We start from the raw sequence: 25,261 nt of genomic DNA, 5'->3' as shown, positions 1-25,261 counted from the left end.
ATTTGTTAGCAGATGGCGTTAATACGCACTAGCTCCCCCCATTTACATAAGGCCAGCAGTACGGCTGATGTAATGCGTTTATTGATACTCGCAACCTTACCGGGTTTGGCTGCGATGACGTTCTTTTTTGGTTGGGGTACCTTAATCAATGTTATTTGGGCCTGCTTGCTTGCAGTAGGTTTTGAAGCGGCCATTGTTAAACTGCGGAAGCGCCCATTAGGTTTTTACCTAAAAGACTACAGTGCAATCGTTACTGCTTTGTTGTTAGGTCTAGCCTTACCTCCATTTGCACCTTGGTGGGTGACAATGGTCGGTGTATTCGTCGCTATTGTGATTGCTAAGCACTTGTATGGTGGTCTGGGGCAGAATCCTTTCAACCCAGCAATGGTTGCTTATGCGTTGCTGCTGGTTTCTTTCCCTGTACAGATGACGAGTTGGACAGAGCCTTTTGTACTTAATGGTCCAGAAGGAAGCTGGAACGTCCTAAGTTTTGGACAAACACTTGGTGTGATCTTTGGATCAGTAGATCCTGCGCTTTTGGATGCTTACACCGGTGCGACACCGCTTGATGCTATGCGTCATCGAAGTGGATTAACAACAGAGGAAGTCTGGCGCTCGGTTCCTGTCCTATCTGAAGGGATGGGGGCGTGGCATGCAGTGAGTGCTGCTTATCTGATGGGCGGTATCTTCTTAATTTATCGTAAAGTTTTCACCATCCACACGCCTGTGGCTGTGTTAGGTTCGCTAGCGGTAATATCAACACTGTTTCATATTATTGATCCATCTTCATTTGCAGGTCCGTTTTTCCACCTAACGGCGGGAGCAACTATGTTGGGAGCGTTCTTTATTGCAACGGACCCAGTAACATCTGCAACCAGTAATCGTGGCAAGATCTATTTTGGTATCGGTATTGGCGTATTGGTTTATATTATTCGTGGTTGGGGGGGATACCCTGATGCGATTGCATTTGCTGTATTGCTGATGAATTTGTCAGCGCCTTTTATTGATCAATACACCCAGCCTCGAACTTACGGTCATGCAAAAGCTAAGCGTGGCATGAAGGGGGGCTCATAATGCAGTTATTTAGTGCGATTAAATCGAGTACGGTTGCGATTAGTTTATTTGCCGTTGTCTGTGCGGCGGTCATCGCGATTACACAAGTATCTACTCAAGATAAAATTGCCGATAACGAGCGCGAGTTTAAAGCAAAAGCTCTGTATGAAATCGTTCCTCGTGACACGATCGACAATCAGTTACTACAAGATACTTTGGATATTCAGGTATCTGAGTTAGGGCATAAAATGCCGGTCACGGCTTATCGAGCTCGCAAAGATGGTTTAGTTAAAGCCGTTATTTTGCCTGTTGTTGCACCTGATGGTTACAGTGGCAATATTAGTTTTATTGTTGGTATCAATGCTGATGGCTCTGTAGCTGGTGTTCGCGTATTAGCGCATAAAGAAACACCTGGCTTAGGGGATAAAGTCGAAACCAAGAAGTCTGATTGGATCTACAGTTTTAACGGCCGTTCTAAAGCGACAGAAAACAGCGGTGTTTGGGCAGTTAAAAAAGATGGCGGTCAGTTTGATCAGTTTACCGGTGCCACAATTACGCCACGCGCGATCGTAAACGGGGTAGGTCGAGCACTAGACTACTTTGAAGACAACCGCATTGCATTGCTAGAAGTTAAGCCCGAACAGCAAGATAACAATCAGGAGGTATCCAACTAATGGCTGCTGATTATAAGAAAATTTCTATGGACGGCTTATGGGACAATAACCCTGCGTTAGTTCAATTACTTGGTCTATGCCCGTTGCTTGCAGTCACAGGTACAGTTGTTAATGCTATAGGTTTGGGTATTGCTAGTATTCTGGTATTACTGGGTTCTAACCTCACGGTATCGGCGTTCCGTAAATTCGTACCCGATTCTGTTCGTCTTCCGATCTTTGTAATGATCATTGCCTCATTTGTAACGGCAATTGAGTTATTGATGAAGGCATTTACTTACGAGTTATACCTAATCTTAGGTATCTTTATCCCATTGATTGTAACTAACTGTGCCATTATGGGGCGTGCTGATGCTTTTGCATGTAAGAACCCTGTTAAAGAGTCTTTGTTAGATGGATTAATGATGGGACTTGGTTTTACCGCGGTATTGGTGATCTTGGGGGCGATGCGTGAAGTGCTAGGTTTAGGTACGCTGTTTAGCGATATGCATCTGCTATTTGGTCCAATGGCAGCTTATTGGAAAATTACAGTTGTTGATGACTACACTGGTTTCCTGTTTGCCGTTTTACCACCAGGTGCCTTTGTTGGCATGGGTTTATTAATTGCGCTTAAAAACATCATTGATGCCCGTGCAAAAGAGCGTTTGGCTCAGCAGACGCCTGATGAAGGGACTAAACCTGAACGTGTTCGTATTACAGGTTAGGCAAATTGCCTATTGAAAACCTAAATAAATAATCCGTATCATTGCCCCATTTTCTGAAATGTTTCAAGGATGGGGCTAATGGCATACCTTAATTCCAAGCAGTTTAGCTTACTGCAATTCCTCTCAGTTTTTCTTTGTGTTCTCAAGCTTTCAGGCTGTGTTACATCTGTTCACAAAGGTCAGCACGAGCAACTAGAAAGTTCCTTACAATCAAAAGATACCCACCAATTATTGGTTACCTCTGCCGATGTTCAGATATTCGAACTAGGAGTCAGTGACTCGGAAGAAGTTCCAGAATGGACTGAGACAGGAACCAAGTTAGTCGATAAAGCGGTTAACAAAGAGTTTGGAGCATTTGAACGCTTTCATATGATTAATAAGCCTGCTTTAACAGATGAAGAGGAAAACCTGTTAGAGCAATATACTCAACTTTATTATCCTGTTGTTGATTCCGAAATCATTAGAAGTCGCTTTCCAGCTTGGAAGCATGATGAACTTAAAACAAAAACGACATTAGGGCCGGGACTTTCGTTCTTAAAGAATAAATACAATGTTGATTACGCTGTGTTTGTATCTGGGCAGGACTATATCAGTACCGGTGGTCGGAAGGCTGCTATGATTGCAGCAGCCCTGTTTGGTGTTGGTATCCCGATGGGATTTTCGTACCTGACTGTCGGTATTGTCGAAACAGAGACCGGCAATGTGGTGTGGAACAACTTTGTATTCTCTCAAGAAGTTGGTTTCTTGGAAGAAGAGCAAGTATCTCAAGCAGTGACTAAGGCTTTAGAAACCCTACCTGCGGAGTCGGTCGGTAAAACCGTAGTGCAGTTAGCGGAAAAGTAATATGTGGCGTCATGTGTTGTTATGTTGTTTTGTATTCCTAATGGTGGGGTGCAAGGCGACTAACATAAAGTCCTTTGAGGCGGGTGATGAAATTGAGGCTAAAACCAAAGGTGAGAATCGCCTTTGGTTTCAGGCTGACAAGTTTGATACTGCAATGCAGAAAGGGCGACAAATTCCAGATCTTCCAAAAATAAAAGTTTATTTGCAGGAAATCATGGATCGTCTTTACCCGGAATTTAAAGGGCACATTAAAGTCGATTTACATCGTGCACCAGTTTTAAATGCCTTCGCTTTGCCTAATGGAAGTATTTATATCAATTTGGGTATGCTGGCTTCATTGGAAAATGAAGCTCAAATTGCTTCTGTTCTAGCCCATGAAGGCATTCACTTTTTACAAAAACACAGTGCTAAGCAGAGAATTTATAACCAGAATAGTCAGGGGTGGGCGCTTGCTGTTTCTATGATTGGTATCCCGCTTGCTGGTCAACTTGTTGCGATGAACTCTATAAGTGGTTATTCACAAGAGCATGAAACGGAAGCTGATAATTTGGGTTTTGAACGTTTGAGAAAGGCAGGCTATGCAACATCTGAAGCAACCAGAGCTTTTGAAATTCTAGCTCGTGAAGTCAAAGCTAACGATATTGATGAACCTTACTTTTTTGCAAGTCACCCTAAGCTGCAAGAGCGTATTGGTAACTTTAAAACATTAAACGCCGATTTAACTGATCAAGCCAAAGGTGAGATTGGCTTTGAACGCTATCAGTCAATTGTTGGTGGAATCCGAGAGCCAGTTTTAAAGGAAAAGTTAGCAGCAGGTCGAGTTAATGCTGTATTAGCTACCTTGGAAGACCAAGGTGCGGAAAGAATCTATCAGGATCGGTTGAACTATCTGAAGGCACTGGCGTTACTAAAGAAGGCAGATGATGACAGTTCTGATAAGGCGGAAAAGCTATTGATTGCTGAAGTCGAAAAGAAACCGCAGTTTGCTGAGGCACATAAAGAACTTGGTTTTCATTTTATTAAACGTAAACAAAATGAATTAGCCAAAAATCATTTAGAACAATATTTAAAATTTGCATCTGCTACGGCTGATACAGCCTTTGCGGAATACTATTTAAAGAAAATGCAGTAAGAAAGGAATCGTATTATGAAGAAGTTAGTCATCCTTAGTTTAATGTTTGTACTAGCGGGGTGCCAAGTCTTTACACGCTTGCCAGAGACGCAGTCTACTGTACAGAATAAAGGCAAGGATTTTGAAGTAACTATCCCAGGAGGGTGGGTTGAATATAATGATTCTAAAGAGAACACTATTGTATTAACAAAAGAGGGGCCTGCACTTCAATGGGTAAACTTTCGTGAAAGCTCTTTAGACAAGCCTTTTGAATTTATCGATGTAAAATTAAAGTCTGATGCTTTAGTGAATGAGGTCGCGGATCATTTCGTAGAAAACCTCAAAGCCCAACAATCTGGTTTAACGGTTGAGAAAAACCAATTAGTTCCTATGGATATTAATGGAAATGATGGGTTTAAATTGACATTAAATGCAACTAACCCCAACGGCTTAGTTTTTAAGGTGCTGGTCTACGGCACCGTTACGGAAAAAAGTCTCTACACCTTAAGCTATGAATCGCCAGCGTTGTATTTCTTTGAAAAAGAACTCCCTGAATTTGAAGCGATGGCAAACTCTTTCCAGATCCTAAGTCAAAAATAAACAAACCTTACATCTGGTTTATTTCCTTTCTATTGCCTTAGCAGAATTGTTTTCTGCTAAGGCATACATTAGGCTGTTAGCTTACTGTTTTCCTTGGTTATTATTCTTTAGGAAGGATTGTGAGCCAGCCTGTTCCTGTAGTTATTTGTGATGATTCCCGTTTAGCACGTAAACAAATGGCATCCGCCCTGCGTGGATGGAATGTCGAAGTAACGTTTGCTGAACATGGTCTAGAAGGTCTTGAAGCAATTAGGGCCGGCAAAGGGGATATTCTCTTTCTTGATCTGACCATGCCTATTATGGATGGCTATCAGGCGCTTGAGCGTATCCGCCAAGATGATCTGCCCACAATGGTGATTGTTGTCTCCGGTGATATTCAGCCGGAAGCACAGTCAAGGGTAGAAGAACTCGGCGCACTGGCTTTTATAAAAAAGCCCACATCTCCAGAAGTTATCTGCGAGGTTCTGCAACGCTTTGGCCTGTTAAGCGAACTTGAACATCCAGTTATTGTAGAAGAGCAGATTGACACTCCGTTAGCTTTACCTGAGTACTATCAAGAGATTGCGAATGTTGCGATGGGGCAGGCTGGCAGTATGTTAGGCAGTTTGTTAAAGACATTTGTCCATCTGCCTATTCCTATAGTTAGAATGGTTGAGGCTTCAGCGCTAGCTAATCAGCTTAAAATCGCGTCAGATAATCAGCATGAACTCATTAGTCAGGGCTTTATTGGCTCGGGTGTAGCAGGTGAGGCATTGTTATTGCTGCAAACCGGTAATTTAGATCGTGTGGCAAGGCTGATGGGGATGACAGAGAATGGAGAATATTCTGAATCTGATCTATTAATGTCACTTGCGAATGCTCTAATCGGGGCATTCATATCGGGTTTTGCTCAACAGCTAGATCTCTCTTTTAGTCGCGCAACTCCAAATATATTGCATGATGTTGATAGGGTTTGTGATCAAGTGGGATCTTTAGGTCAAACCATGACTATTTCCGTTGATTATCAGCTACCGGAATATGACTTTCAGTGTGAGCTCGTTTTAGCTTTTACCACCGATTCATTACCTGCATTACAGAAGATTGCGAGTTATTTTGAATGAATAGTCAAAACTTCCAAGAGATCGATGAACTGCATTGGACTTTAGGGCTGATTCAAAACCTTGAAGTAGGTCTGGTTGTTGTAGATCGGGCTGGTCTCATTAAGCTGTGGAATGGCTTCATGGAAAACCATTCCGGCATATCCGCCGTGAAGCTAACAGAGCATTCTATTTTTGCTAAATTTCCAGAGCTTCCTTGTCGATGGTTAAAGCAAAAATTGGAATCAGTTTTTTTGTTAAGAAACCCTGCGTATATATCTTGGGAACAGCGACCTTACCTTTTTCATTTTAAGAGCAATCGTCCGATTACGGGCGGTGCTCCATTCATGTATCAAAACGTCACCTTGATTCCACTAACGTCTCCAACAGGAGAGGTTGATCATGTAGGGATCTTGATTTACGACGTTACGGATACAGCAACTGGCCAGATTGAATTGCAACAGGCTAACGATCAGTTAAAAGCGTTAAGTCGAGAAGATCGATTAACGGGTCTGAACAATCGAGGCTACTGGGAAGAATGCCTTAATCAAGAATTTGAGCGCTTTAACCGTAGTCAGGAAGTCAGCAGTTTAGTGATGTTTGATATCGATCACTTCAAGCGAGTGAACGATACCTACGGGCATCAAGCTGGGGATGAAATTATTCGTGCTGTGGCTCAAGCGCTAAAAGATCAAGCGCGTAAAACCGACTTTCTCGGACGTTATGGTGGAGAAGAGTTTGGAGCGATTTTGACTGGTACGAACGGTGAAAATGCTATGATCTTTGCTGAGCGCCTACGTTCTCGTATAGAGAGCCTCGTTGTGCCTTATGCCGAACATCAATTAAAAGTTACCATTAGCTTGGGTGTTTCTGAGCTAAATTACGAGCAACAAACGCCTACGCAATGGCTAGAAGAAGCTGATCAGGCGCTCTACAAATCTAAACAGAGCGGCCGTAATTGGGTCAGTCTTTTCGGTGATTACAACTAAAGCACTTCAAGATATTTAGTAATGAACAAGCAAAAAAGGCACGAAATCTTCACCCGTTGGCGTGAAGATAACCCTCATCCTACGACTGAGCTAGAATACAGCTCCCCATTTGAACTTCTGATTGCCGTTATCCTTTCTGCTCAGGCGACGGATGTGGGCGTGAACAAAGCAACTCGCAAGCTTTACCCCATAGCGAATACTCCAGAGGCGATCTATGCCTTGGGTGTAGATGGTTTAAAGGAATATATTAAAACCATCGGTTTGTTTAACACTAAAGCTGAGAATGTGATCAAGACCTGTAAGGCCTTGGTCGACAAGCATGGGTCAGAAGTACCAGATAACCGTGCTGATTTAGAAGCGCTGCCTGGTGTAGGGCGTAAAACAGCAAATGTGGTTTTAAATACCGCTTTTGGTCAGCCAGCCATGGCTGTAGATACTCACATTTTTCGGGTCTCAAACCGTACTAAGATAGCACCAGGTAAAAACGTGAATGAAGTTGAACAGAAGCTTATGCGTTTTGTTCCAAAAGAGTTTCTGATCGATGCGCATCATTGGCTCATTTTACATGGTCGTTATACCTGTGTTGCTCGAAAGCCTAAATGCGGTTCTTGTCTAATCGAAGATTTGTGCGAGTACAAAGAAAAGACTGATTTTTAAAGGTTTTTCTTTTTATCTCCTCCTACACCCAACAAATGGAAGTAGCTCCCTTAGCTAAGTTTTCTATCTTAAACAACAGAGAGATGAGCACCATCGCTCTGCTTGTGTAGAAAACGATTCCAGTAAATAGTGGTTTTGGTGATGAATTAGCCTTGTCTTGTTGCTTATAAACGGCACTCATAGCAGTTTCACTACTAAACCCATTTTGTTTGAGAATCTCAACCATCTCATCAAGGTCACAGTTACGAGCTCTATTTTCCTCGACCCAGCTTTGCCAGTCAGCGCTTAAGGTTGTTTGTTTCATCGCTATGCCTTTATAAACAAATGATCCAGTTATTTTTAGACTAGCAGTTATTCGTAGAAGTATTTTTAGGGATGAGAATAAACCGATGGCGGTCATATTTAGTTATACATAAAATCTGTGGATAACTTTCTTAATAAGTTTTGGGTAGCTTGCTGCAAGTAGCATAGGCGCGGAGTTTGCGTTAGTTGTTGTAAAATTATTCACTATTTAAAATGCTTATTTTTCAATCGGTTAATTTCCACTTGATTCTCCAGCAAAAAGAGCTAGCAGATTCTGTCCACATCGTTTTTACGTAGATTTTCATTGTGTGTAATCATTGTTTTAATTTATGTAGAAAGGGAAAATAAAGCTTAGGTATTATTGGATCTATAGTGTATGTAGGTACTTACATTGGTGCTTCCTATAGCCGTCTTGTGTTTGAATGCTTTTCTGGTTTTAAGAAACTCATGGGGAAAATATACTGCTTAGGTTATGTGTTTAGAGTGAGAGTGAATTTTTGAAGGATAAAGAGAGCAATTGGTATGTGTATATTCTGAGTTGTGCGGATGAAACCCTATACACAGGTATCACGACAGATCTTGAACGTCGCATTCGCCAGCATAATGGCGAGCTGGTGGGCGGGGCTAAATACACAAGGGTACGCAGGCCAGTATCACTTTATTGGCAAGAGGAACATATTGATCGTTCCAGTGCATCTAAGCGCGAGTACGAAATCAAACGTCTGTCACGTCAGAAAAAAGAACGTTTAGCTGAAGGGTAGTTTGAACAAAATAAAAAAATTGCCGGCAGTGATTACCGGCAATTGGGGAAAATCATAATCAGGCCCTCTCGAACTGTAGATCCTACCAACCGCTGTGGGGTAGGGTTGGTAGGCACCCTAAAATTCACCTAATTATGATCGAAGAGGTTGTCCTACATTAGGGAGTAAGGAAAGTACTCGCTTTATAGGTATAGAAAGTCTCGTTTCTAAAATTAAACTGGATCTGCGTGCTTTTATCTAAGTTGCTCGGTACCGCACAGACTTGATAAATCTTGATCGCATTTTGTTTGTTTAATTCAATCTTTGCAGGACCTTTAAGTTTGAACTGCTGATCGCTATCCACACCTTGAACGCTAACAGAGAGCTGTTTCAAATCAGGCAAGAAGGATTCCAACTCGATTTGGTAACTATTGCAGACCTCATTACCTACCACTTGGTAAAGCTGACCACGTTCCCTAGCTACTTCAATTAACAACTCTGTGCGGTTATGCATACCGTAAACAACACCCCATACGGTAATAATCAGAATGGTCATATAAGCAATCAATCTTGGGCGCAGGATTGGTTGTTTCGGCGGTGCTTCTTTCGGTGTATTCGTCTCAATAGCTTGTAGCTGTTTTTCAGAATAAAACTCAATGAGTCCAGTTGGTCGACCTAACTTAGTCATGACGTTATCACAGGCATCAATACAGGCACCGCAATCGATACATGCGGCTTGTAACCCATCTCGAATGTCTATTCCAGTAGGACAAACCTGAACGCAGATACCGCAGTCGATACAATCGCCAGGATTTTCCTCTTTACCGCGTAGGTGAGTACGAGGCTCTCCGCGTAGAGGGTTATAAGCGACGGTACGTGTATCCTCGTCAAACATCACTCCTTGGAAGCGGGAGTATGGGCACATATGCAAACATACTTTTTCGCGGACAAGCCCCGCATTGAAGTAAGTGAGCAGTGCCATGGAGATAATCCACGTAAATACAAAGAGCGAAGCTTCCAAGCTGAAGATCGATTGCAGTAGCTGTTCTATAGGTACGAAATAGCCGCTAAACGTAATCGCTGTAGCGACTGAAACGAGGAGCCAAAGGCCATGTTTCAGAACGCGTCGAACCAGTCGAACGCCTGTTAGGGATTTATCTTCAGATTTTGATCGTAGCGCGGCGCGCCCTTCGGTCCAATCTTCGATGCGGATAAAGATCCAAGTCCAGATTGATTGAGGGCAGGCAAAGCCACACCAGATACGCCCCCAGCCGACGGCCATAAAAAACAACAGGCTGGCCCCAGCAATCAATAAACCCGCTAATACCGGTAGGTCGTACCAAGAAAATTCTGCACCAAAAAGGAAAATACGGTGGCTTTCAAAGTCAAATAAAACCAGTGGATCACCATTAATACGAACCCATACAAGTCCAAAGAAGAGTGCCAGCATTGGCCAGCTGGTGAAGCGCCTAAGGTTTTGATAGAAGCCTTCGACTAGACGAACATGAAATTTTCCGTTGCCGGGAAGAGGGGGAGCTTCCTGAATCATAGTGATAGGAATCTCACTGTTACCTTGTTGTTGCATGTTGTGCTCACTTTGCTCATCGGTGATTGTGAACAACTGTACAGGAATGCAAATTATAGGGGCAGGTTTAAAAAAAATAATTATAATAGGTACAGATTGTGGAGGGATTATGGATTTTCTGTACCAAAATTTAGAGCAGGCATTAGCCGATTCGATAAAAAATGGCGATCTACCCGCGGGGAGTAAACTACCTTCGATCCGCGTTCAGTGTGAACAACAGGGCTTATCTAAAGCCACGGTAATTCATGCTTACCAACGCTTGGAAGCGGCGGGTTTGATCGAGTCTCGTTTTAAATCAGGCTTTTATGTCTGTAGTTTGCCTAAAGCCCATCCTACACCCTCCCGCCCAGAACTATCCGTTGCGCCTCAACTCGTCGATATGAGTGATCTTATTCGCGACATTATGGAGCGTAATGCTGCATTCGATATCTTTCCACAAGAGCAAGGCTATATGGATATGCCGGTGGGTATTACTGAGCTGAATCGAAGCATTGGCAGAGCGTTACGCCGACAGAAATGTAATGACCACCAATATTATGATGAACCATCCGGCTTATTGGAGCTGAGAGAGCACCTCTCGGAGCGTTATCGTCGAACAGGATGTCACTTTAGTGCCGCAGACGTCACTATTACCGCTGGCTGTCAGCATGCGCTTTCGTTGGCTTTGCAATTAAGCTGTGAACCTGGAGACATTGTTGCGGTTGAATCACCAGGCTTTTATGGCGTGTTACAACTTATCGAAAGCATGGGGTTAAAAGTGCTGGAAATCCCCGTCTCTTCCCATACTGGCATGTCGACAGAGGCGCTGGAACAGGCGTTAGAAGAGTGGGAGATTAAAGCCTGCATAGTGACGCCGTCATTTGCGACGCCGAGTGGCGCTTTGATGTCGGTCTCTGCGCGTGAGCATCTTTTATCTTTGGCGAGTAAACACGATTTTGTTGTGGTTGAGGATGATATTTACGGCGACTTAGCCTTTGGTCAGCGCGTCCCACCATTAAAAAGTATGGACCGTGAAAACCGTGTGATTCTATGTGGTTCTTACTCTAAGTCCGTTTCAAGAGAGCTTCGTTTGGGTTGGATTATTGCAGCTGAACAGAAGCAGTTGATGCGCCTTAAAATGGTGAACCTTCTCGCCCTAAATAAATTTACTCAACAAGGTTTGGTCGATTTCCTCAAAGAGGGTGCTTATGAGAAACATCTGAAAAAGCAAAAGATGCTTTTGCAGCAGCAGAGAGATCAGCTTATTCAGTTACTCTCTCAGGAGTGGGGCGAATTAGGTGTGATTAGAGTGAGCCAACCGCAAGGTGGTTTGACCTTATGGGTAGAATTGGAAGACAGCTACGATCTGACTTCGGTGTATTTAAAAGCCCGAAGTGAAGGCATATTAATCACTCCAGGTAATTTGTTTACAGCACAAAATCAGTATCGTAATTGTTTACGTTTAAGTTTTGCACATGCTTGGAACGAGGCTCGTCGCGGCGCTTTGATTCGTTTAGCTTGCTTAATTAAACAGACTCAAACGGATGAGAATACCGAGTAAACGGTCATGGATTTAAGTTGAGTAACTATAGCATATTGTTATGTTATAACAACTTTAACTGTGCCGATGGTTTAGAGATGATTTTAAATAAAGCTTTTCGTTTAGCGGCGGTATCTACAGCCGTGTTAGCAAGTTCTGTTATGGCTGAAAGCCATCAACATGAAGCTCATGTTCATGGTATTGCCGAGCTAAATTTTGTTATTGAAGGTAACGTTGCGGAGATGGAACTACGTTCCCCTCTAATGAACATTGCCGGTTTTGAGCACGAAGCGGTCAGTGCTGAAGACAAACAAAAAATTAAGAGTGCCACTAAGCAGCTAAAAGATGCTTATGCTCGCGTTAAATTTCCAGACGATGCGCTATGTATTATTGATGACACTAAAGTAACGATCGGTGAAGAGGAAGATGAGCACGCACATCATAACCATGCAGCTCATCATGATAAGCACCATGGTCATAAAGATGACCATCACAAGCATGATGGTCACCATGATCATTCTGATCACCACGATCACAAGCATGATGGTCACCATGATCATTCTGATCACCACGATCATAAACATGAAGACCATCATGACCATGAAAAGCATCATGATCACGGTGAAGAAACGCATCGCAACATTACAGCGCATTATCACTTCCAATGTGTTAACCCTGCGAAAATAAATGCAGTAACATTAAATTTCTTTAGCCATTTCCCTCATATGGAAACTGTGAAAGTAAACGTGCTAAATGGTGCCGATATCCGCTCTGTTGAACTCACGCCTAAGCAGAGGGTCTTAGAGCTTTAATCAAGGAATCAAAATGCCAAGTGCTGTTGAAATTGATGCCTTAACTTTTAGATGGAACCGTCATACACACGGGATCACGGTTCCTTATTTTGAGTTAAAGCAGGCCGAAAGTGTCTTTATTAAAGGCCCTTCAGGAAGTGGTAAGAGTACATTGCTCAATCTGTTGGGTGGTATGATTGCTCCATCTTCTGGTTCTATCAAAATACTAGAGCAAGATGTGAGCACTTTTACTTCTCGGAAGATGGACCGTTTTCGTGCCGACCACATAGGTTTTATATTTCAACAGTTTAATCTGTTACCTCATCTTGATCTGATCGACAATGTCACGTTGCCCTGCCATTTCTCAGCTTCTCGTAAAACGAGAGCCGAAGAAAAGTACGGCAGCGTTAGCGAAGGTGCTAACTATCTTCTGCAGGAATTGGGGTTGGGCGATAGCCTTACCAAAGGACGCAAGGTGCTAGCGCTTTCAACAGGTCAACAGCAACGTGTGGCTGTGGCTAGGGCGATGCTTGGCTCGCCTGAGCTGATTATTGCGGATGAACCAACCTCTGCTTTAGATACTGAACATAGAGATATGTTTATGCAGCTTTTATGTAAGCAGTGTGAATCGGTTGGAGCTGCCTTGATGATGGTAAGTCACGATCCAAACTTAGAGCAGTACTTCTCGAGGGTTGAACGATTAGTTCCTAGTACTGATGGGGGCTTCACGTTGTGATCTTATTTCGTTTAACTTGGCAGAGCTTACTTAATCGTAAGAGTACTATCCTACTCACTGTCTTGTCGCTCAGCGTAAGTATCATGCTGGTTATGGCGGTAGACACGCTGAGGACTCAAACTAAAAGCAGTTTCTCCTCCACTGTATCTGGTACCGACCTGATTGTTGGGGCGAAAGGTGGTTCCATCAACTTATTGCTCTATTCGGTGTTCCGCTTAGGCGATGCTACCAATAATCTCTCGTGGAGTAGCTATCAGGCGATTAGTCGTCATTCAAAGGTTGCTTGGAGCATTCCTTTTTCATTGGGTGATTCCCATCGTGGGTACCCAGTATTAGGAACTTCATCTGATTACTTTAAGTACTTTCGTTACGGCAAAAAACAACCTTTAGCTTTGGAGCAAGGCAAAGAGTTTGAAGGCGTGTTTGATGTTGTCATTGGCTCTGATGTCGCCGAGAAACTGCAATACAAGTTAGGTGATTCTGTTGTGATCGCTCATGGTCGCGGTAACGCCTCTCTTGTTGAGCATGATGATAAGCCTTTTAAAGTCGTTGGTATTCTTGAGCCTACAGGGACCCCTGTAGATCAAACACTGCACGTGAGTCTAGCGGCTATTGAAGCGATTCATATCGATTGGAAAGCAGGGGTGCAAATACCCGGATCTGGCGGGGCTTACAGGGAAGAGCAACTCAGCAAGCTACAGCCAAAGCAGATCACGGCGTTTATGCTCGGGCTAACATCCCGCTTTTCTACTTTCCACCTGCAAAGATCTATCAATCAATACCCAAAAGAACCATTACAAGCGATTATTCCCGGGTTGGCATTACAGTCTTTATGGCAGATGTTCTCTTTGGCAGAACAAGCTTTGCTGGTGGTGTCTGGCCTTGTGATCATATCCAGCATGCTAGGTTTGATGACCTTGCTGTTAGCCAGCCTTAATGAGAGACGCAGGGAGATAGCTATTCTTCGTTCGGTGGGTGCGCGTCTCTGGCAGATATTATCTTTACTAATTTTGGAATCTTTTCTCGTTACAGCGATCAGTATTATATTGGGAATGCTCTTGTTGTACTTAAACTTGCTATTATTAGCACCTTGGCTCCAGACAGAATTTGGTGTTTGGTTAAGTATTACTGGGCCTACCTTATGGCAATGGCAGCTCATTGCTGTGCTATTGGTATCTGGCACAGTGGTTGGTGCTGTACCTGGATATCGAGCGTACAAACAATCCTTAGCGGATGGTGTAGCAGTTAAAATTTAGTGGAGAGTGTAATGCTCATTGGGCGATTCCCCGTTTGGCTATTTAGCCTGATTTTGTTGGCGTTAAGTAATGTTGTTGCGGCAAATATGCTAAATGGTGAAAAAGTAGAAGAGGTTGAGTGGGAGCAGTTAATGCCTGCAGACTTCTCGTTAGATGAGCTTTTGGGTATCACTGATGAGATGGCCATGATCGATGATTTTGATCCCAAAGCGCAGGAGTTGTTGGATCAGATGATGGCTGCGATGCAGTCTGCTCCAATCGTTCCTGAGGTCGATGGAAAAATGATCAGGATTCCTGGTTATGTTGTACCTTTAGAATCTGAAGGCCAAACCGTAACGACCTTCTTTTTGGTGCCTTATTTTGGAGCTTGTATTCATGTTCCACCACCACCGTCGAACCAAATCATCCACGTCAATTTTGAGCCGGGCACTCATGTTGAAAATCTCTATGATGCCGTTTGGGTAACTGGGCGTATTAATACTGAGACCGTCAGCAATGATATGGCTACTTCGGGTTATATCATGGAAGCTTTCCAGATCGAACCTTACGATCTTTGATATTGGTCTTACCAATTGACAAAAAATATTAGGAATAGCTGGTTTAAGGGGTAAGGGCTAGGTAAAATTCCCGGCCTAACCACTTTTCAGAGACCTTGCCCCTGTGGATCAAATTGTTGAGCTAATTCTTGAATCTGGCCGTTCTGGTTTAGATATGGGGCTGTATATCCTACTGCCTATCATGGTTGTGATGCTGTCACTCATGAAGCTATTAGAGGCGAAAGGTGTACTTTGCTGGATCTCTAATGTGTTGGCCCCGGTTTCTCGCATCTTTGGTATTCCAGGTCTAGGTGTATTGGCGATGTTGAAGCTACTGTTTGTAAGCTTTATCGCGCCTTTAGCAACCTTAACCTTAATGGATAAAAATGGTACTTCCCGCCGTTATATCGCAGCAACATTAGCGATGGTGTTAGCGATGTCGCAAGCCAATGCGACTTTCCCGCTGAGCGCAGTTGGTTTGGATTTAGGTGTGACCTTGCTTACCTCTGTTGTGGGGGGCTTAGCCGCTGCAGCTTTTACTTATTACCTTTTAACGCGAAACCTGACCGATCCAGATACTCAAGAAACTGAGATAGCAGCGGATGCTGGCAGTAAAAAGTCGGTTATGCAACTGCTGGGTGAAGGCGGTAAAGAGGGGATGAAGCTTGTTCTCGATATGCTGCCGATGCTGATTTTAGCGATCTGCTTCGTCAATATCTTAAAGGTAACTGGAGCGATTGGTTTGTTAAGCTCGGCACTGGCGCCTGCGCTGGGTTTGATAGGTTTACCTGAGGCCACAGTACTTCCATTGGTGACTAAGTTTATTGCTGGTGGCACGGCCTTTATGGGCGTGACGATCGATTTGGTCAATCAGGGCTTAATCACCATCAATGAGCTAAACCGTATGGCTGGTTTTGCAACTAACCCACTTGATGTTCTCGGTGTCGCTATCTTTGCAGCTGCCGGCAAACGTATTGGGCAAGTCATTAGATATGCCGTATACGGTGGTTTGTTTGGTATGACAGTTAGGGGAATCATGCACCTGATTATTTTCTAAATCAGGTCCACTTTTTTAGCGGTTCAGGACAAGTTGCGGACCTTTCTTGCCTGCTGGAATGGTGTGTTTTGCAAATACGCCGTAGATATGTCCACAGCTGTCACAATAAGCGACTTGGAACCAAGCATGGCTGTCTTTGGCTTGTTCGGTACTGTCTTTAGAGACAATGTGTTCAATACCTTCTACCATACATTCTGGACATTTTGGTTCAGCCATTTCGCTTATCCTTATTAGTTTTGAGCGTTTGTACTTAGTAATCCAGAAACGCTAAAGGTTCCATAAAATTCAGGCAGATACGAATATCTGCCTGAATTAGGAAAGTTTGAACTATTAAAGCTCAACATTCATCGCGGTAGAACCACGAATCGCTTTCTCTTTAGCTTCTGTCACGCTGTTGTCTCGCGCTAATACCACACCCATGCGGCGCTGGCCTGTTACTTCAGGCTTGCCGAATAAACGTAGTTGAGTGTTAGGTTCTGCAAGTACCTGTTGAAGGTTACCAAAACGTGCTTGTTTGGATTCACCTTCAACCAAAATAACACTGGATGCAGAAGGGCCGTGGAAATGAATATTCGGGATTGGCAAACCTAGAATTGCACGTGCATGTAGCGCAAATTCGGATAGATCTTGAGAGATCATCGTTACCATGCCTGTGTCATGTGGGCGAGGTGATACTTCGCTGAAGTAAACGTGATCGCCCTTGATGAATAGCTCAACACCAAAGATGCCGTGACCGCCAAGTGCTGCTGTGACTTTCTCTGCGATATCTTTAGAGACTTCTAGCGCTTTGTCGCTCATCTCTTGAGGTTGCCAAGACTGGCGGTAATCACCACCCACTTGAACGTGACCAATGGGTTCACAGAAGCTTGTTTGGCTATCGTGGCGAACAGTCAAAAGCGTGATCTCATAATCGAAATCGACAAAGCCTTCGACAATCACTTTACCTTTACCAGCGCGACCGCCTTCTTGAGCATATTGCCAAGCTGCTTCTACTTCGTCTTCTGATTTAATCGTGCTTTGACCTTTACCAGAAGAGCTCATGATAGGTTTGACAACACATGGGATCCCTACGTTTGTAATCGCGTCTTTGTATTCTTCGTAGGTTTCTGCAAACTGGTATGGAGATGTTGGAATATCCAACTCCTCAGCAGCTAGGCGACGGATGCCTTCACGGTTCATCGTCAGTTGAGCAGCGCGAGCCGTAGGTACTACTTTGAAGCCTTCGTTTTCTAGCTCAACCAGTGTATCTGTAGCGATCGCTTCGATCTCTGGAACGATAAGATCTGGCTTCTCTTCTTCGATCACTTTACGAAGTGCTTCGCCATCTAGCATGGAGATAACGTGGCTACGATGAGCTACCTGCATTCCTGGCGCATTTGGGTAGCGATCTACAACGATAACCTCCGCTCCCAAACGTTGTAATTCGATGACAACTTCTTTACCTAGTTCGCCACCACCACACATTAATACACGGGTAGCTGAAGTTGATAAAGGGGTCCCTATGTGCAGCATTGTCCAATCCTCTGCGTGAAAAAATTTCAAGCATTATACGGTGCAAATCGCGCTAATCACCAGCAGAAAAAAGGGTATAAACTATACTCTAAAAGTGTTGTTTCTAGGGTTAAGGGTTATGAGAAGGCTAGTGTTTCTCGCCCCTACGGTGTCACAAGTAAATTCTGTTGTGGCTGACTTTCTGGCGGTTGGGATCGAAGACGAATCTATTCACTTTATTGCTGAAGACGCATCTCTAATCGAGAAAATATCAGCGCGCGCCGCGACCGACATAGAAACAACTGAACGTGAAAATGATCTAGATTGGGGCATGGTTGCAGGAGGCAGTTTTGGCCTCGCAGCTGGCCTTGTGGCAACCACAGTGCTAGGTCCGGTTGGCTCAGTAGTCAGCGGTGGCACAGTGGTCATAAGTAGCATCCTTGGAATAGGTTTAGGAGGATGGCTCGGAAAGCTGGTTGGTGAAGACACTCCGGTACATTTGTTGGCAAAGTATAAGCATGCTTTACAGCAAGGGGGTGTGCTAGTCATGGTGGATATTCCCGCAGAGCGAATGACGGAAACTCATAAGTTGATACGGCAGCATTGCCCTAAAGCGTTAGTCGAGATTATTCACCTGCACTGGGATCATCAACAGGCTGCATGATATAGATAGACCTTTTGCCTGAGAAGGCCGATTAGTCGGAGTATCCATCCGGCAGAAAGGGGCGATACCGTTCATGGTATCGCCCCTTGTTATTTAAGGCTCAGAGACTCTCGCCATTATTTCTTTAGATTTCTTTCATATAGCAGCGTTTATGCTATTTCTTAAATAGGGAAGGAGAAGGAGATGTATTATGTCCAGAGGTCACGCACGATATCAGGAGAGACATCACGGTTTATCGTTATTTGGCAAAGATCTGGTGCGCCGTTGCAGTTCTCATTGTGAATTATGTAATGCCCAAGGCGTTAAATTAGGCATATTTGAGGTGCCTCCTATTTTGACGGAGCCAAACTTTGAACATTGCATCATGATTTGTGATGTTTGCACGCAACAGATTGAGCGTCCTAAAATACGTGATAATAATCACTGGCGCTGCCTTAATAGTTCTATTTGGAGCCCTGTACCTGCTGTAAAAGTGATGGCGATTGCTATGTTGCAAAACATTGCTCAGCAGGAACGTTGGGCGGTTGAACTGCTTGAGCAGGTATATTTAGAGCCTGATGAACAAGCATGGTTAGAGGAAATTGATATCCCCTAATTGCTAATCAGTATCTATTTCACCACACAGACTGTTAGGGAACTGTTTCCGAATATCTTCCGCAGATAACTTGTTTGCTAACAGATAATGAAGCTTGCAGAAGGCTGCTTCTAAGGTCATCTCTCCCCCAGAAATAACACCGATCTCATTTAAAGCTTCGCTGCAGGCATATTGTCCTTGGAGAATATCCGCTTGTAAGCATTGGCTGATATTAACGATAACAATCCCATTTTCGTGAGCTTTACGTAAAGCACTCAATAACGCTTTGTTGCTATCGGGCAGATTACCAACGCCATAGCTTCTAAGGATAATTGCTTTTAATCCTTCACTTTCGAGAATGCTAGATGCTAGTTGTCCACAGATGCCAGGATAGATCGGCAAGATAGACACCGCTTTAGGATCAAAAGTTGGTGAGACAAAATTCTCTTTATCTGCAGGAATAAAAAGCCGGCTGTGTAACTCAATATGTAAACCGATCTGACCAAGCCAAGGGAAATTAGGGCTATCGAAGGCATCTAGTCCAGTTGCTTTCACTTTACTCGCGCGGTTTCCGCGTAAAAGTCTTCCGCTAAAGTAGATGCAAACTTCATTTACAGGATGAAATGCCGCCAAAATCATCGATGTGATTAGATTATCTAGCGCATCATTACGTAACTCAGACAGAGGGATTTGCGAACCTGTAAATATCACAGGTTTGTTTAACCCTTGAAGCATAAATGACAGCATAGAGGCACTGTAAGCCATGGTGTCAGTGCCATGCAGGACGATAAAACCATCATACTTATCATAGTGTTGGATAACTAAATCAGCGATCTTGTTCCAGTGTGATGGTTCAAGGTTAGCACTATCGATGAGCGGATTGAGTTCAATCATCTCAAAATCAGGCAGGGCTGAATGGTGAGAATGTGCCAGTCTGCTGCGAATGACATCCTCAAATCCACCCATAGGTACATAGCCTTTATCAGAGGCTTGCATGCCGATTGTGCCGCCAGTGTAGATGAGTAGAACGTTTTGGCTCATTTTAAATCTCCAGAATTAACCCGTTATATATACGTTGAACGGTAGAAGATTAAAAGCGGTTCAATCGGATTTTTGGCTTCTATCATCAGGGGTGAGGTAGCGAGATTGGTTGATGAGTTTGGATATTTCGTGAGAAGGAAGTGGTTTACTAAAGTAAAAACCTTGTAGCTCATCACAGGTTTGGGTTAGCAGGAAACCTCGTTGTTGCTGAGTTTCTACACCCTCCGCAATGATCTGAAGTTTGAGACTTCGTGCCATAGTGATAATTGCTTGGGTTATCTCTGCGCTTTCAGCGCTTTCATCTAAATCGCGGACAAAACTTTGGTCGATTTTGATGCGATCTAACGGGAACTGTTTCAGATAGCTTAAGGAGGAGTAGCCCGTACCGAAATCATCGATTGCGATTTGTATGCCCATAGCTTTGAGGCGAGTTAGAGTCGTGATGGTTTCTTGATGATCATCCATCAAGGCTGACTCTGTTAGCTCTACTTCTAGCAAATCTGGGGATAACTGAGTCTGTTGCAGTATACGTTCAATTTTTTCGATAAGTTGTTCGTCACGGAACTGCACAGCCGATAAGTTGACGGCGATGCGTATCGGCTTGTCATTTTGCCAATTCCATGTGGCTGCTTGGCGACAGGCGGTCTCCATAACCCATTCACCAATGTTGATGATCAAACCGCTTTTCTCGGCGATTGGTATAAATACTGCTGGGGAAATAGGTCCGCGCGTTGGGTGTTTCCAGCGTAATAGGGCTTCTAGGCCGATAACTTGCCCGGTCAAGCTCAACACTTGAGGTTGGTAATAAACTTCAAATTGATCTTGGCTCAAGGCTTGATGGAGATCGGCAACTAACGAAGATTCGTCGATGATTTGTTGTTTCAGGCTTGTAGAATAAAAGCAGAGTTCCCGTTTAGGGTTTGATTTGGCTTTCTGCATGGCCGTGTAGGCATTATTGATTAACGGTTCGCATTCGCTGCCGTCTTGGGAATACAAACTAATGCCGATTGAAGGTTTAAAGAAGAAATGCTGGTCTTCTAGTTGGCAAGGAAGACGGAGCAACTGTAGTAAACGGCGGCCTATTTGCTCTGCATTACTGTGATCAGTCTGCTTAGGTAACATCACAGCAAACTCAATCCCACCTAAACGTGCAACAGGATAATGGAAACCCACGGCGGTTTTTATTTGCTGGGCCGCTATATTCAGTGCGCTATCACCTGCCGAGATGCTGAGGCGGTTATTAACCTCTTTAATCCCGCTCAGTTGGATCACCAGAAAGGCGATGATTTCACCCACTTGGGCTTCACCGATAGCAGTATCAAGCTGGCTTTTTATCATCTCTCGATTCGGTAGGTGAGTAATCGGATCAAAATTCAGTTGCTGATAAACTTCTTTATTGAGCTTAGTGATCTGTCGCTGCGAGGCGTTATAGCGTTTCCAGCTCAAGAACATAAAAAAGAGAGCTTGTAGCGCTAGTGCATCTGTTGGTGAGAACCAGAGTTTTAGTTCATTAAATAAAGTGATTGTCAGCGTAACGGTTACTGCAATGGCAAAAAGGATGCTTAACGGATAATAGCGACGCGGTAACAGATACATAAAAGGTAAAACGGTCAGGGCCAGCCCTAAGGTGATGATTAGATGAACGGTCGGCGTAAGCTCAAATAAAAAGCGTTTATCCATTAATGCCGCAGCAATATTGGCATTTAATTCAACACCAGGCATACGCTGATGTTGGCCGGATACAGGTGTGCTTATCGCATCTCCCATACCGGATGCGGTGGCGCCCACTAACACGGTTTTTCCTGATAATTTATCTAGTTCCACCGTGCCATTAAGTACATCGATGTATGAATAGCGCTGGATGGTTCCAGGGGGGCCATAAAATGGAATTAAAAAGGGGATCTGGCGAAGCCAGCCTGAACCTGACGGAGACGCAGATTTCTTAAAGGGGAGATCGGTTTGTGCCTCTTGGGAGCTTTGATAGAGCGCTAGACCCAACGTTGGCCAATGAGGATCACCTAAACCCGCGTAAAGGTAAACTCTTCGACTAATTCCATCCAAATCTATTTCGGTGTCTACATGACCAATGCCATCACTGGGCGCAGCTAAAGTTGGGATAGGTAGTAGCTCTTTGATGCCTTCTGGGTTGTCTGTCTTTTCGGGCGCCATAGCCAAGATTACGCGGCCATGTTGGGCTATTGCTCGGGCAAAGTCCTGATCGGCTTCTGGACTGTCTGTTTCAGAAAAGAGAATATCAAAGGCAACGGCTGAGGTATTAGCTTCTGTAAGTTGTGAAAGCATATCCGCGTGGATACTGCGACTCCAAGGCCAGCGTCCTAATTGCGATAAGCTCGCGTCATCTATTGCAATGATTGCGATATTTTCAGGAGGATTATCTAATTCCTGAGAGATCAGGGTGTCGTAAGCAATAAGGTCAACACGTTGGAGTAGGGAGCTATTATAGCCGATCACAATACTGAGAAAGAGTAATCCCAGAATGATTAATTGTTGTAATCGGCGTTTAATCATAACAACAAGATGGTCAATACAAATGATCCAAATACATAAACCCAACTATCACTCGGAGGAGGGGTAAGCTCCTGAGTTACACCCCAGGCACCTGCATAGCCATCATCGGCCAATGCCCTTACTCGGATGTAGCGATAACCTTCGGGCCGAGGAATAGCTATTTCTGGTTCTGCCACGGTTGTATCTGTAAGGATAGTTGCAAATTTACGATCGCGGGCAATTTGCACCTGATATGTTTGTTCGTATTTGCTGGATGCCCATGACAGTTTTACTTCTTGTTCATCTTGTTCTAGCTCTGGCTGGGGTGTAGCCGGTATAGGCTTAACATCAAATACCCGGGTATCGCTGTACGGGCCTTGTTCACCTTTACTATCAACGCTTGCCAAACGCCAAAAATAGGTTTGTGATTCGGCCAAGCCTGTTAGGTTTAGGTTGGGTGTGGTTAGGCCTGAATCAGATGTAACAATATTTTGGAAGTTAGCGTCAGTTGCTATCTCTACTATATAGTTTTCGGCATCACTGGAACGGGTCCACTCTAATAAAGGCGTTTGGCCTCTAAGCGTTGCTTTATTCGCTGGCGCCATAGGGAATGGCGGTTGTGGACGTGCATTCAGAATGATTGCTTGATTGGTAGCGAAGCCTTCAATGCCATCATGATCGATGGCTCTAACTTGCAGGTAATAAGTATTGTCTGCGAGGTCTGGCAGATTGATCCGGTTACGAGGGCTATGACTATCCCATAAAATCGTTGTCATCTGGTCTGATTTTGAAAGCTGCGCGCGGTAGTTGGCTGCTTTTGAATTTTCGTTCCAGCGAACTTCGTAACCAATTTGCTGAATTTCCTCGGGGAGCTCTAGTAGCGTTGGTGCCGGTTGTAGCTTCTTGGGTACTTTGGGCGCTTGGTTTTTTTCAACGGTTGTACCAAAGCCAGACCTTACTATACGTGTTCTTTTAGCGCCTTTTACCGCAACTCCGCCCTCAAGCACTTCGATACGTGCCGTATCGCTATCAGCTGAATAGGCTGTACGGAATTCAGTACCTCTGACGGCCGAAATAGCTGCAGGGGTATGGATCTCTAGACGTGCACCATCACCTTTTTGTGGTTGTGCCACGGTTTCTATTTCCCCCGAGATCAGTTGAACTCGAGAATCGACCATACCTGTTGTACCGTATTGGCGTAGGTGATTAAAACTAACTCGTGAGTTTTGTAACACAAGCATCTCACTACCATCTGCGAAACGGACAATGACGCTCGCTTGCTTACCCGTTTGAAGCTGATCGCCCAAGTTAAACTTTGATTTCAGTGTCAATACCTCTTGGCTATTGTCAGTATGCTTGATTATTTGGGCATCCCCTTCAATTGCTACCGCAACGGCAGAGGTAGGATCAGACTTTATCCACGCTAGAGGCACCCTAAGTTTAGTGTTTTCAGGGATACGTTTAGGGTCAGCAATATTGTTAATTTTTTGGAGCTGCTTCCAATAGGAGGTTTTGTAGAGATGTTTTTGGCTAAACTCTGACAGAGTATCCCCTTCTACGACTGAATAGACCCATTCTTGAGCCAAAGCGGTAGGTGCTACTAATAGAAGGCATGACATAGCTAAGGTGCGAAATAATTGGATAGGGGAATCAGTAGCCATAATCAGTTTCCTTTGATTATTTTGATCGCAAACTCTGATCTAGATTAGAACAGAATTTAATTTAGTCAGGGATTAAGTTTGGGTTACATCCTTTTAGCTTATTGAAAAGTATAAGTGATAAAGCGATTTTAGAGTGCTTTTACTGTCATAATGATTACTCATGCTAGCTTTTAAACTTGGTTGGGATAACCGAATGTCTGAAATACTTGAAACTTTATCGACTTCAGCCTTAGCTAAGGCACTCAAGAAAACAACGAAGCAGATGTTTGCTGAGTTAGAAACCTTAGGATGGATTGAGCGTCAAAATGAGGCGTGGAAACTAACGACTAAGGGTGAGTTTGAAGGTGGTAAGTATCGTGAAAGTCAGAAATTTGGTCGATACATTATATGGCCAAGGGAGGTTGCGGAGCATAAAGCGTTATCCAGTCCCGATGCTGGTTTACTCAGCCTCTCCCAATTAAGTAAGCACTTTTCACTGAGTCGTATTGCCATGGAGCAGGTTCTTCAAGAGATGGCTTGGATTCGCGCTAATAAAAAAGGTTGGCAAGTAACTTCGTTAGGTGAAAAAAATGGTGCTCATCAACGGGAAAACAGATCCACGGGTGTACCTTATGTTTTATGGTCTGATTCAACTCTAGATCATGAAGTGTTGATCGATTGGGTCGAAGAAGTTCAGACGGGTTTAAATGATATAGAGCTTCGCTGTTGTGATGGTCATCAAGTTGCAAATGAAGCTGAGCGTTTAATTGATAATTGGCTATATTTCTCTGGATTAGCACATGCTTATAAGCGCCGTCTGCCGTTTCCTGAAACGCTTTATGCTGATTTCTATCTGCCTCAGCATCATCTTTATGTCGAATATTGGGGAGATCAGGTAACAGCTACTGAGCTATCTGCTAAGATGCGTAAAAAAGAGCTTCTAAAAGCAAATAATTGTGCTTGTATTGAAATCCAGGATGAAGATTTATTACAGTTAGATGAAGCATTAACTAGGAAGTTACTAAATCACAACATTGAAATTTGAAGTCTGTTCCTAAGTCTTACGCATCCATGGATGTTTGAGCGCGATCCGAGTCTTATACAGTCTTGTTTAGA

At 43.8% G+C, this 25,261-nt stretch carries 26 protein-coding genes; 19 read left to right on the top strand and 7 right to left on the bottom strand.

The window, feature by feature from the left end:
• Positions 1-12: 12 nt before the first annotated feature.
• The 9 genes from rsxD (at position 13) to nth (ending at position 7,704) form a co-directional block, all read left to right on the top strand.
• Positions 13-1,074 carry an electron transport complex subunit RsxD gene (gene rsxD / locus ACMXYW_RS12555; RefSeq protein ID WP_415904272.1) on the top strand — a complete coding sequence of 354 codons (1,062 nt, stop codon included), beginning with the start codon at positions 13-15 and terminating at the stop codon, positions 1,072-1,074.
• Positions 1,074-1,727, top strand: coding sequence for an electron transport complex subunit RsxG (gene rsxG, locus ACMXYW_RS12550; protein ID WP_415904271.1), 654 nt, complete (start codon positions 1,074-1,076; stop codon positions 1,725-1,727). The genes rsxD and rsxG overlap by 1 nt, the downstream gene beginning before the upstream one ends.
• Positions 1,727-2,428, top strand: a complete 702-nt coding sequence (locus tag ACMXYW_RS12545) for an electron transport complex subunit E (protein WP_415904270.1) — start codon at positions 1,727-1,729, stop codon at positions 2,426-2,428. The genes rsxG and ACMXYW_RS12545 overlap by 1 nt, the downstream gene beginning before the upstream one ends.
• A gap of 78 nt (positions 2,429-2,506) precedes the next feature.
• Positions 2,507-3,271, top strand: a complete 765-nt coding sequence (locus ACMXYW_RS12540; RefSeq protein WP_415898984.1) for a hypothetical protein — start codon at positions 2,507-2,509, stop codon at positions 3,269-3,271.
• A 1-nt stretch (position 3,272) separates the two neighbouring features.
• The gene (locus ACMXYW_RS12535; protein WP_415904269.1) at positions 3,273-4,403 is read left to right on the top strand and encodes a M48 family metallopeptidase; all 1,131 of its coding nucleotides are present in this window, start codon (positions 3,273-3,275) and stop codon (positions 4,401-4,403) included.
• Between the two features lie 15 nt (positions 4,404-4,418).
• A complete protein-coding gene (locus ACMXYW_RS12530) occupies positions 4,419-4,982 on the top strand; it encodes a PsbP-related protein (protein ID WP_415904268.1) in 564 nt (187 codons plus the stop codon).
• Positions 4,983-5,101: 119 nt separating this feature from the next.
• Entirely contained in the window at positions 5,102-6,082 is a 981-nt protein-coding gene (locus tag ACMXYW_RS12525) for a response regulator (protein WP_415904267.1), read from the top strand.
• Positions 6,079-7,047, top strand: a complete 969-nt coding sequence (locus tag ACMXYW_RS12520; RefSeq protein WP_415904266.1) for a GGDEF domain-containing protein — start codon at positions 6,079-6,081, stop codon at positions 7,045-7,047. Before ACMXYW_RS12525 ends, ACMXYW_RS12520 begins: the two co-directional genes overlap by 4 nt.
• 21 nt (positions 7,048-7,068) lie before the next feature.
• Positions 7,069-7,704, top strand: a complete 636-nt coding sequence (gene nth, locus ACMXYW_RS12515; protein ID WP_415898979.1) for an endonuclease III — start codon at positions 7,069-7,071, stop codon at positions 7,702-7,704.
• 22 nt (positions 7,705-7,726) lie between these two features.
• On the opposite strand, the gene ACMXYW_RS12510 is transcribed toward nth, so the two are convergent.
• Complete coding sequence (locus ACMXYW_RS12510) at positions 7,727-8,008, bottom strand: hypothetical protein (protein WP_415898978.1); 282 nt, start codon at positions 8,006-8,008, stop codon at positions 7,727-7,729.
• A 523-nt stretch (positions 8,009-8,531) separates the two neighbouring features.
• On the opposite strand from ACMXYW_RS12510, the gene ACMXYW_RS12505 reads away from it, so the two are divergent.
• Positions 8,532-8,768 (top strand): GIY-YIG nuclease family protein, encoded by a 237-nt coding sequence (locus tag ACMXYW_RS12505; protein WP_415898977.1) that lies wholly within the window; start codon positions 8,532-8,534, stop codon positions 8,766-8,768.
• Positions 8,769-8,925: 157 nt separating this feature from the next.
• Here the strand turns inward: ACMXYW_RS12505 and ccoG are convergent, their stop codons facing one another.
• Positions 8,926-10,332, bottom strand: a complete 1,407-nt coding sequence (ccoG, locus tag ACMXYW_RS12500) for a cytochrome c oxidase accessory protein CcoG (protein WP_415904265.1) — start codon at positions 10,330-10,332, stop codon at positions 8,926-8,928.
• A 109-nt stretch (positions 10,333-10,441) separates the two neighbouring features.
• Here ccoG and ACMXYW_RS12495 point away from each other — a divergent pair, with 109 nt between their 5' ends.
• From ACMXYW_RS12495 to ACMXYW_RS12470, 6 genes are all read left to right on the top strand, one after another.
• The gene (locus ACMXYW_RS12495; RefSeq protein ID WP_415904264.1) at positions 10,442-11,872 is read left to right on the top strand and encodes a PLP-dependent aminotransferase family protein; all 1,431 of its coding nucleotides are present in this window, start codon (positions 10,442-10,444) and stop codon (positions 11,870-11,872) included.
• A gap of 77 nt (positions 11,873-11,949) precedes the next feature.
• Complete coding sequence (locus tag ACMXYW_RS12490; protein ID WP_415904263.1) at positions 11,950-12,663, top strand: ZrgA family zinc uptake protein; 714 nt, start codon at positions 11,950-11,952, stop codon at positions 12,661-12,663.
• Positions 12,664-12,676: 13 nt separating this feature from the next.
• Positions 12,677-13,378 (top strand): ABC transporter ATP-binding protein, encoded by a 702-nt coding sequence (locus ACMXYW_RS12485; protein WP_415904262.1) that lies wholly within the window; start codon positions 12,677-12,679, stop codon positions 13,376-13,378.
• A complete protein-coding gene (locus tag ACMXYW_RS12480) occupies positions 13,375-14,634 on the top strand; it encodes an ABC transporter permease (protein ID WP_415904261.1) in 1,260 nt (419 codons plus the stop codon). Before ACMXYW_RS12485 ends, ACMXYW_RS12480 begins: the two co-directional genes overlap by 4 nt.
• Before the next feature lie 11 nt (positions 14,635-14,645).
• Positions 14,646-15,191, top strand: coding sequence for a DUF3299 domain-containing protein (locus ACMXYW_RS12475; RefSeq protein WP_415904260.1), 546 nt, complete (start codon positions 14,646-14,648; stop codon positions 15,189-15,191).
• Between the two features lie 103 nt (positions 15,192-15,294).
• On the top strand, positions 15,295-16,227 hold the full coding sequence (locus ACMXYW_RS12470) for a nucleoside recognition family protein (protein WP_415904259.1): 933 nt from the start codon (positions 15,295-15,297) through the stop codon (positions 16,225-16,227).
• A gap of 15 nt (positions 16,228-16,242) precedes the next feature.
• Here ACMXYW_RS12470 and ACMXYW_RS12465 read toward each other — a convergent pair whose 3' ends face one another.
• Together ACMXYW_RS12465 and purT are read right to left on the bottom strand one after the other, a co-directional pair.
• Positions 16,243-16,443: a transcriptional regulator gene (locus tag ACMXYW_RS12465; protein WP_415898969.1), complete on the bottom strand. Its 201-nt coding sequence runs from the start codon at positions 16,441-16,443 to the stop codon at positions 16,243-16,245.
• 114 nt (positions 16,444-16,557) lie between these two features.
• Positions 16,558-17,739, bottom strand: coding sequence for a formate-dependent phosphoribosylglycinamide formyltransferase (gene purT / locus ACMXYW_RS12460; RefSeq protein ID WP_415898968.1), 1,182 nt, complete (start codon positions 17,737-17,739; stop codon positions 16,558-16,560).
• Positions 17,740-17,908: 169 nt separating this feature from the next.
• Here purT and ACMXYW_RS12455 point away from each other — a divergent pair, with 169 nt between their 5' ends.
• Positions 17,909-18,382, top strand: a complete 474-nt coding sequence (locus tag ACMXYW_RS12455; protein ID WP_415882066.1) for a hypothetical protein — start codon at positions 17,909-17,911, stop codon at positions 18,380-18,382.
• Between the two features lie 190 nt (positions 18,383-18,572).
• On the top strand, positions 18,573-18,977 hold the full coding sequence (locus ACMXYW_RS12450; RefSeq protein WP_415898967.1) for a phnA protein: 405 nt from the start codon (positions 18,573-18,575) through the stop codon (positions 18,975-18,977).
• Between the two features lie 3 nt (positions 18,978-18,980).
• Here the strand turns inward: ACMXYW_RS12450 and ansA are convergent, their stop codons facing one another.
• From ansA to ACMXYW_RS12435, 3 genes are read right to left on the bottom strand one after another with little or no spacing between them, the layout of a single operon-like run.
• Positions 18,981-19,997, bottom strand: a complete 1,017-nt coding sequence (ansA, locus tag ACMXYW_RS12445) for an asparaginase (RefSeq protein ID WP_415898966.1) — start codon at positions 19,995-19,997, stop codon at positions 18,981-18,983.
• Between the two features lie 60 nt (positions 19,998-20,057).
• Entirely contained in the window at positions 20,058-22,526 is a 2,469-nt protein-coding gene (locus tag ACMXYW_RS12440) for an EAL domain-containing protein (protein ID WP_415898965.1), read from the bottom strand.
• Positions 22,523-24,166 (bottom strand): FecR domain-containing protein, encoded by a 1,644-nt coding sequence (locus ACMXYW_RS12435; RefSeq protein ID WP_415904258.1) that lies wholly within the window; start codon positions 24,164-24,166, stop codon positions 22,523-22,525. Before ACMXYW_RS12435 ends, ACMXYW_RS12440 begins: the two co-directional genes overlap by 4 nt.
• Positions 24,167-24,359: 193 nt before the next feature.
• Here ACMXYW_RS12435 and ACMXYW_RS12430 point away from each other — a divergent pair, with 193 nt between their 5' ends.
• Positions 24,360-25,190 carry a hypothetical protein gene (locus tag ACMXYW_RS12430; RefSeq protein WP_415904257.1) on the top strand — a complete coding sequence of 277 codons (831 nt, stop codon included), beginning with the start codon at positions 24,360-24,362 and terminating at the stop codon, positions 25,188-25,190.
• Positions 25,191-25,261 lie beyond the last annotated feature (71 nt).

This window comes from Neptuniibacter sp. QD48_55 (genome assembly GCF_047778115.1).
GTDB lineage: Bacteria > Pseudomonadota > Gammaproteobacteria > Pseudomonadales > Balneatricaceae > Neptuniibacter.
The sequence above is the reverse complement of the archived record's forward strand: the minus strand, read 5'-3'. Positions and strand labels throughout refer to the sequence as shown.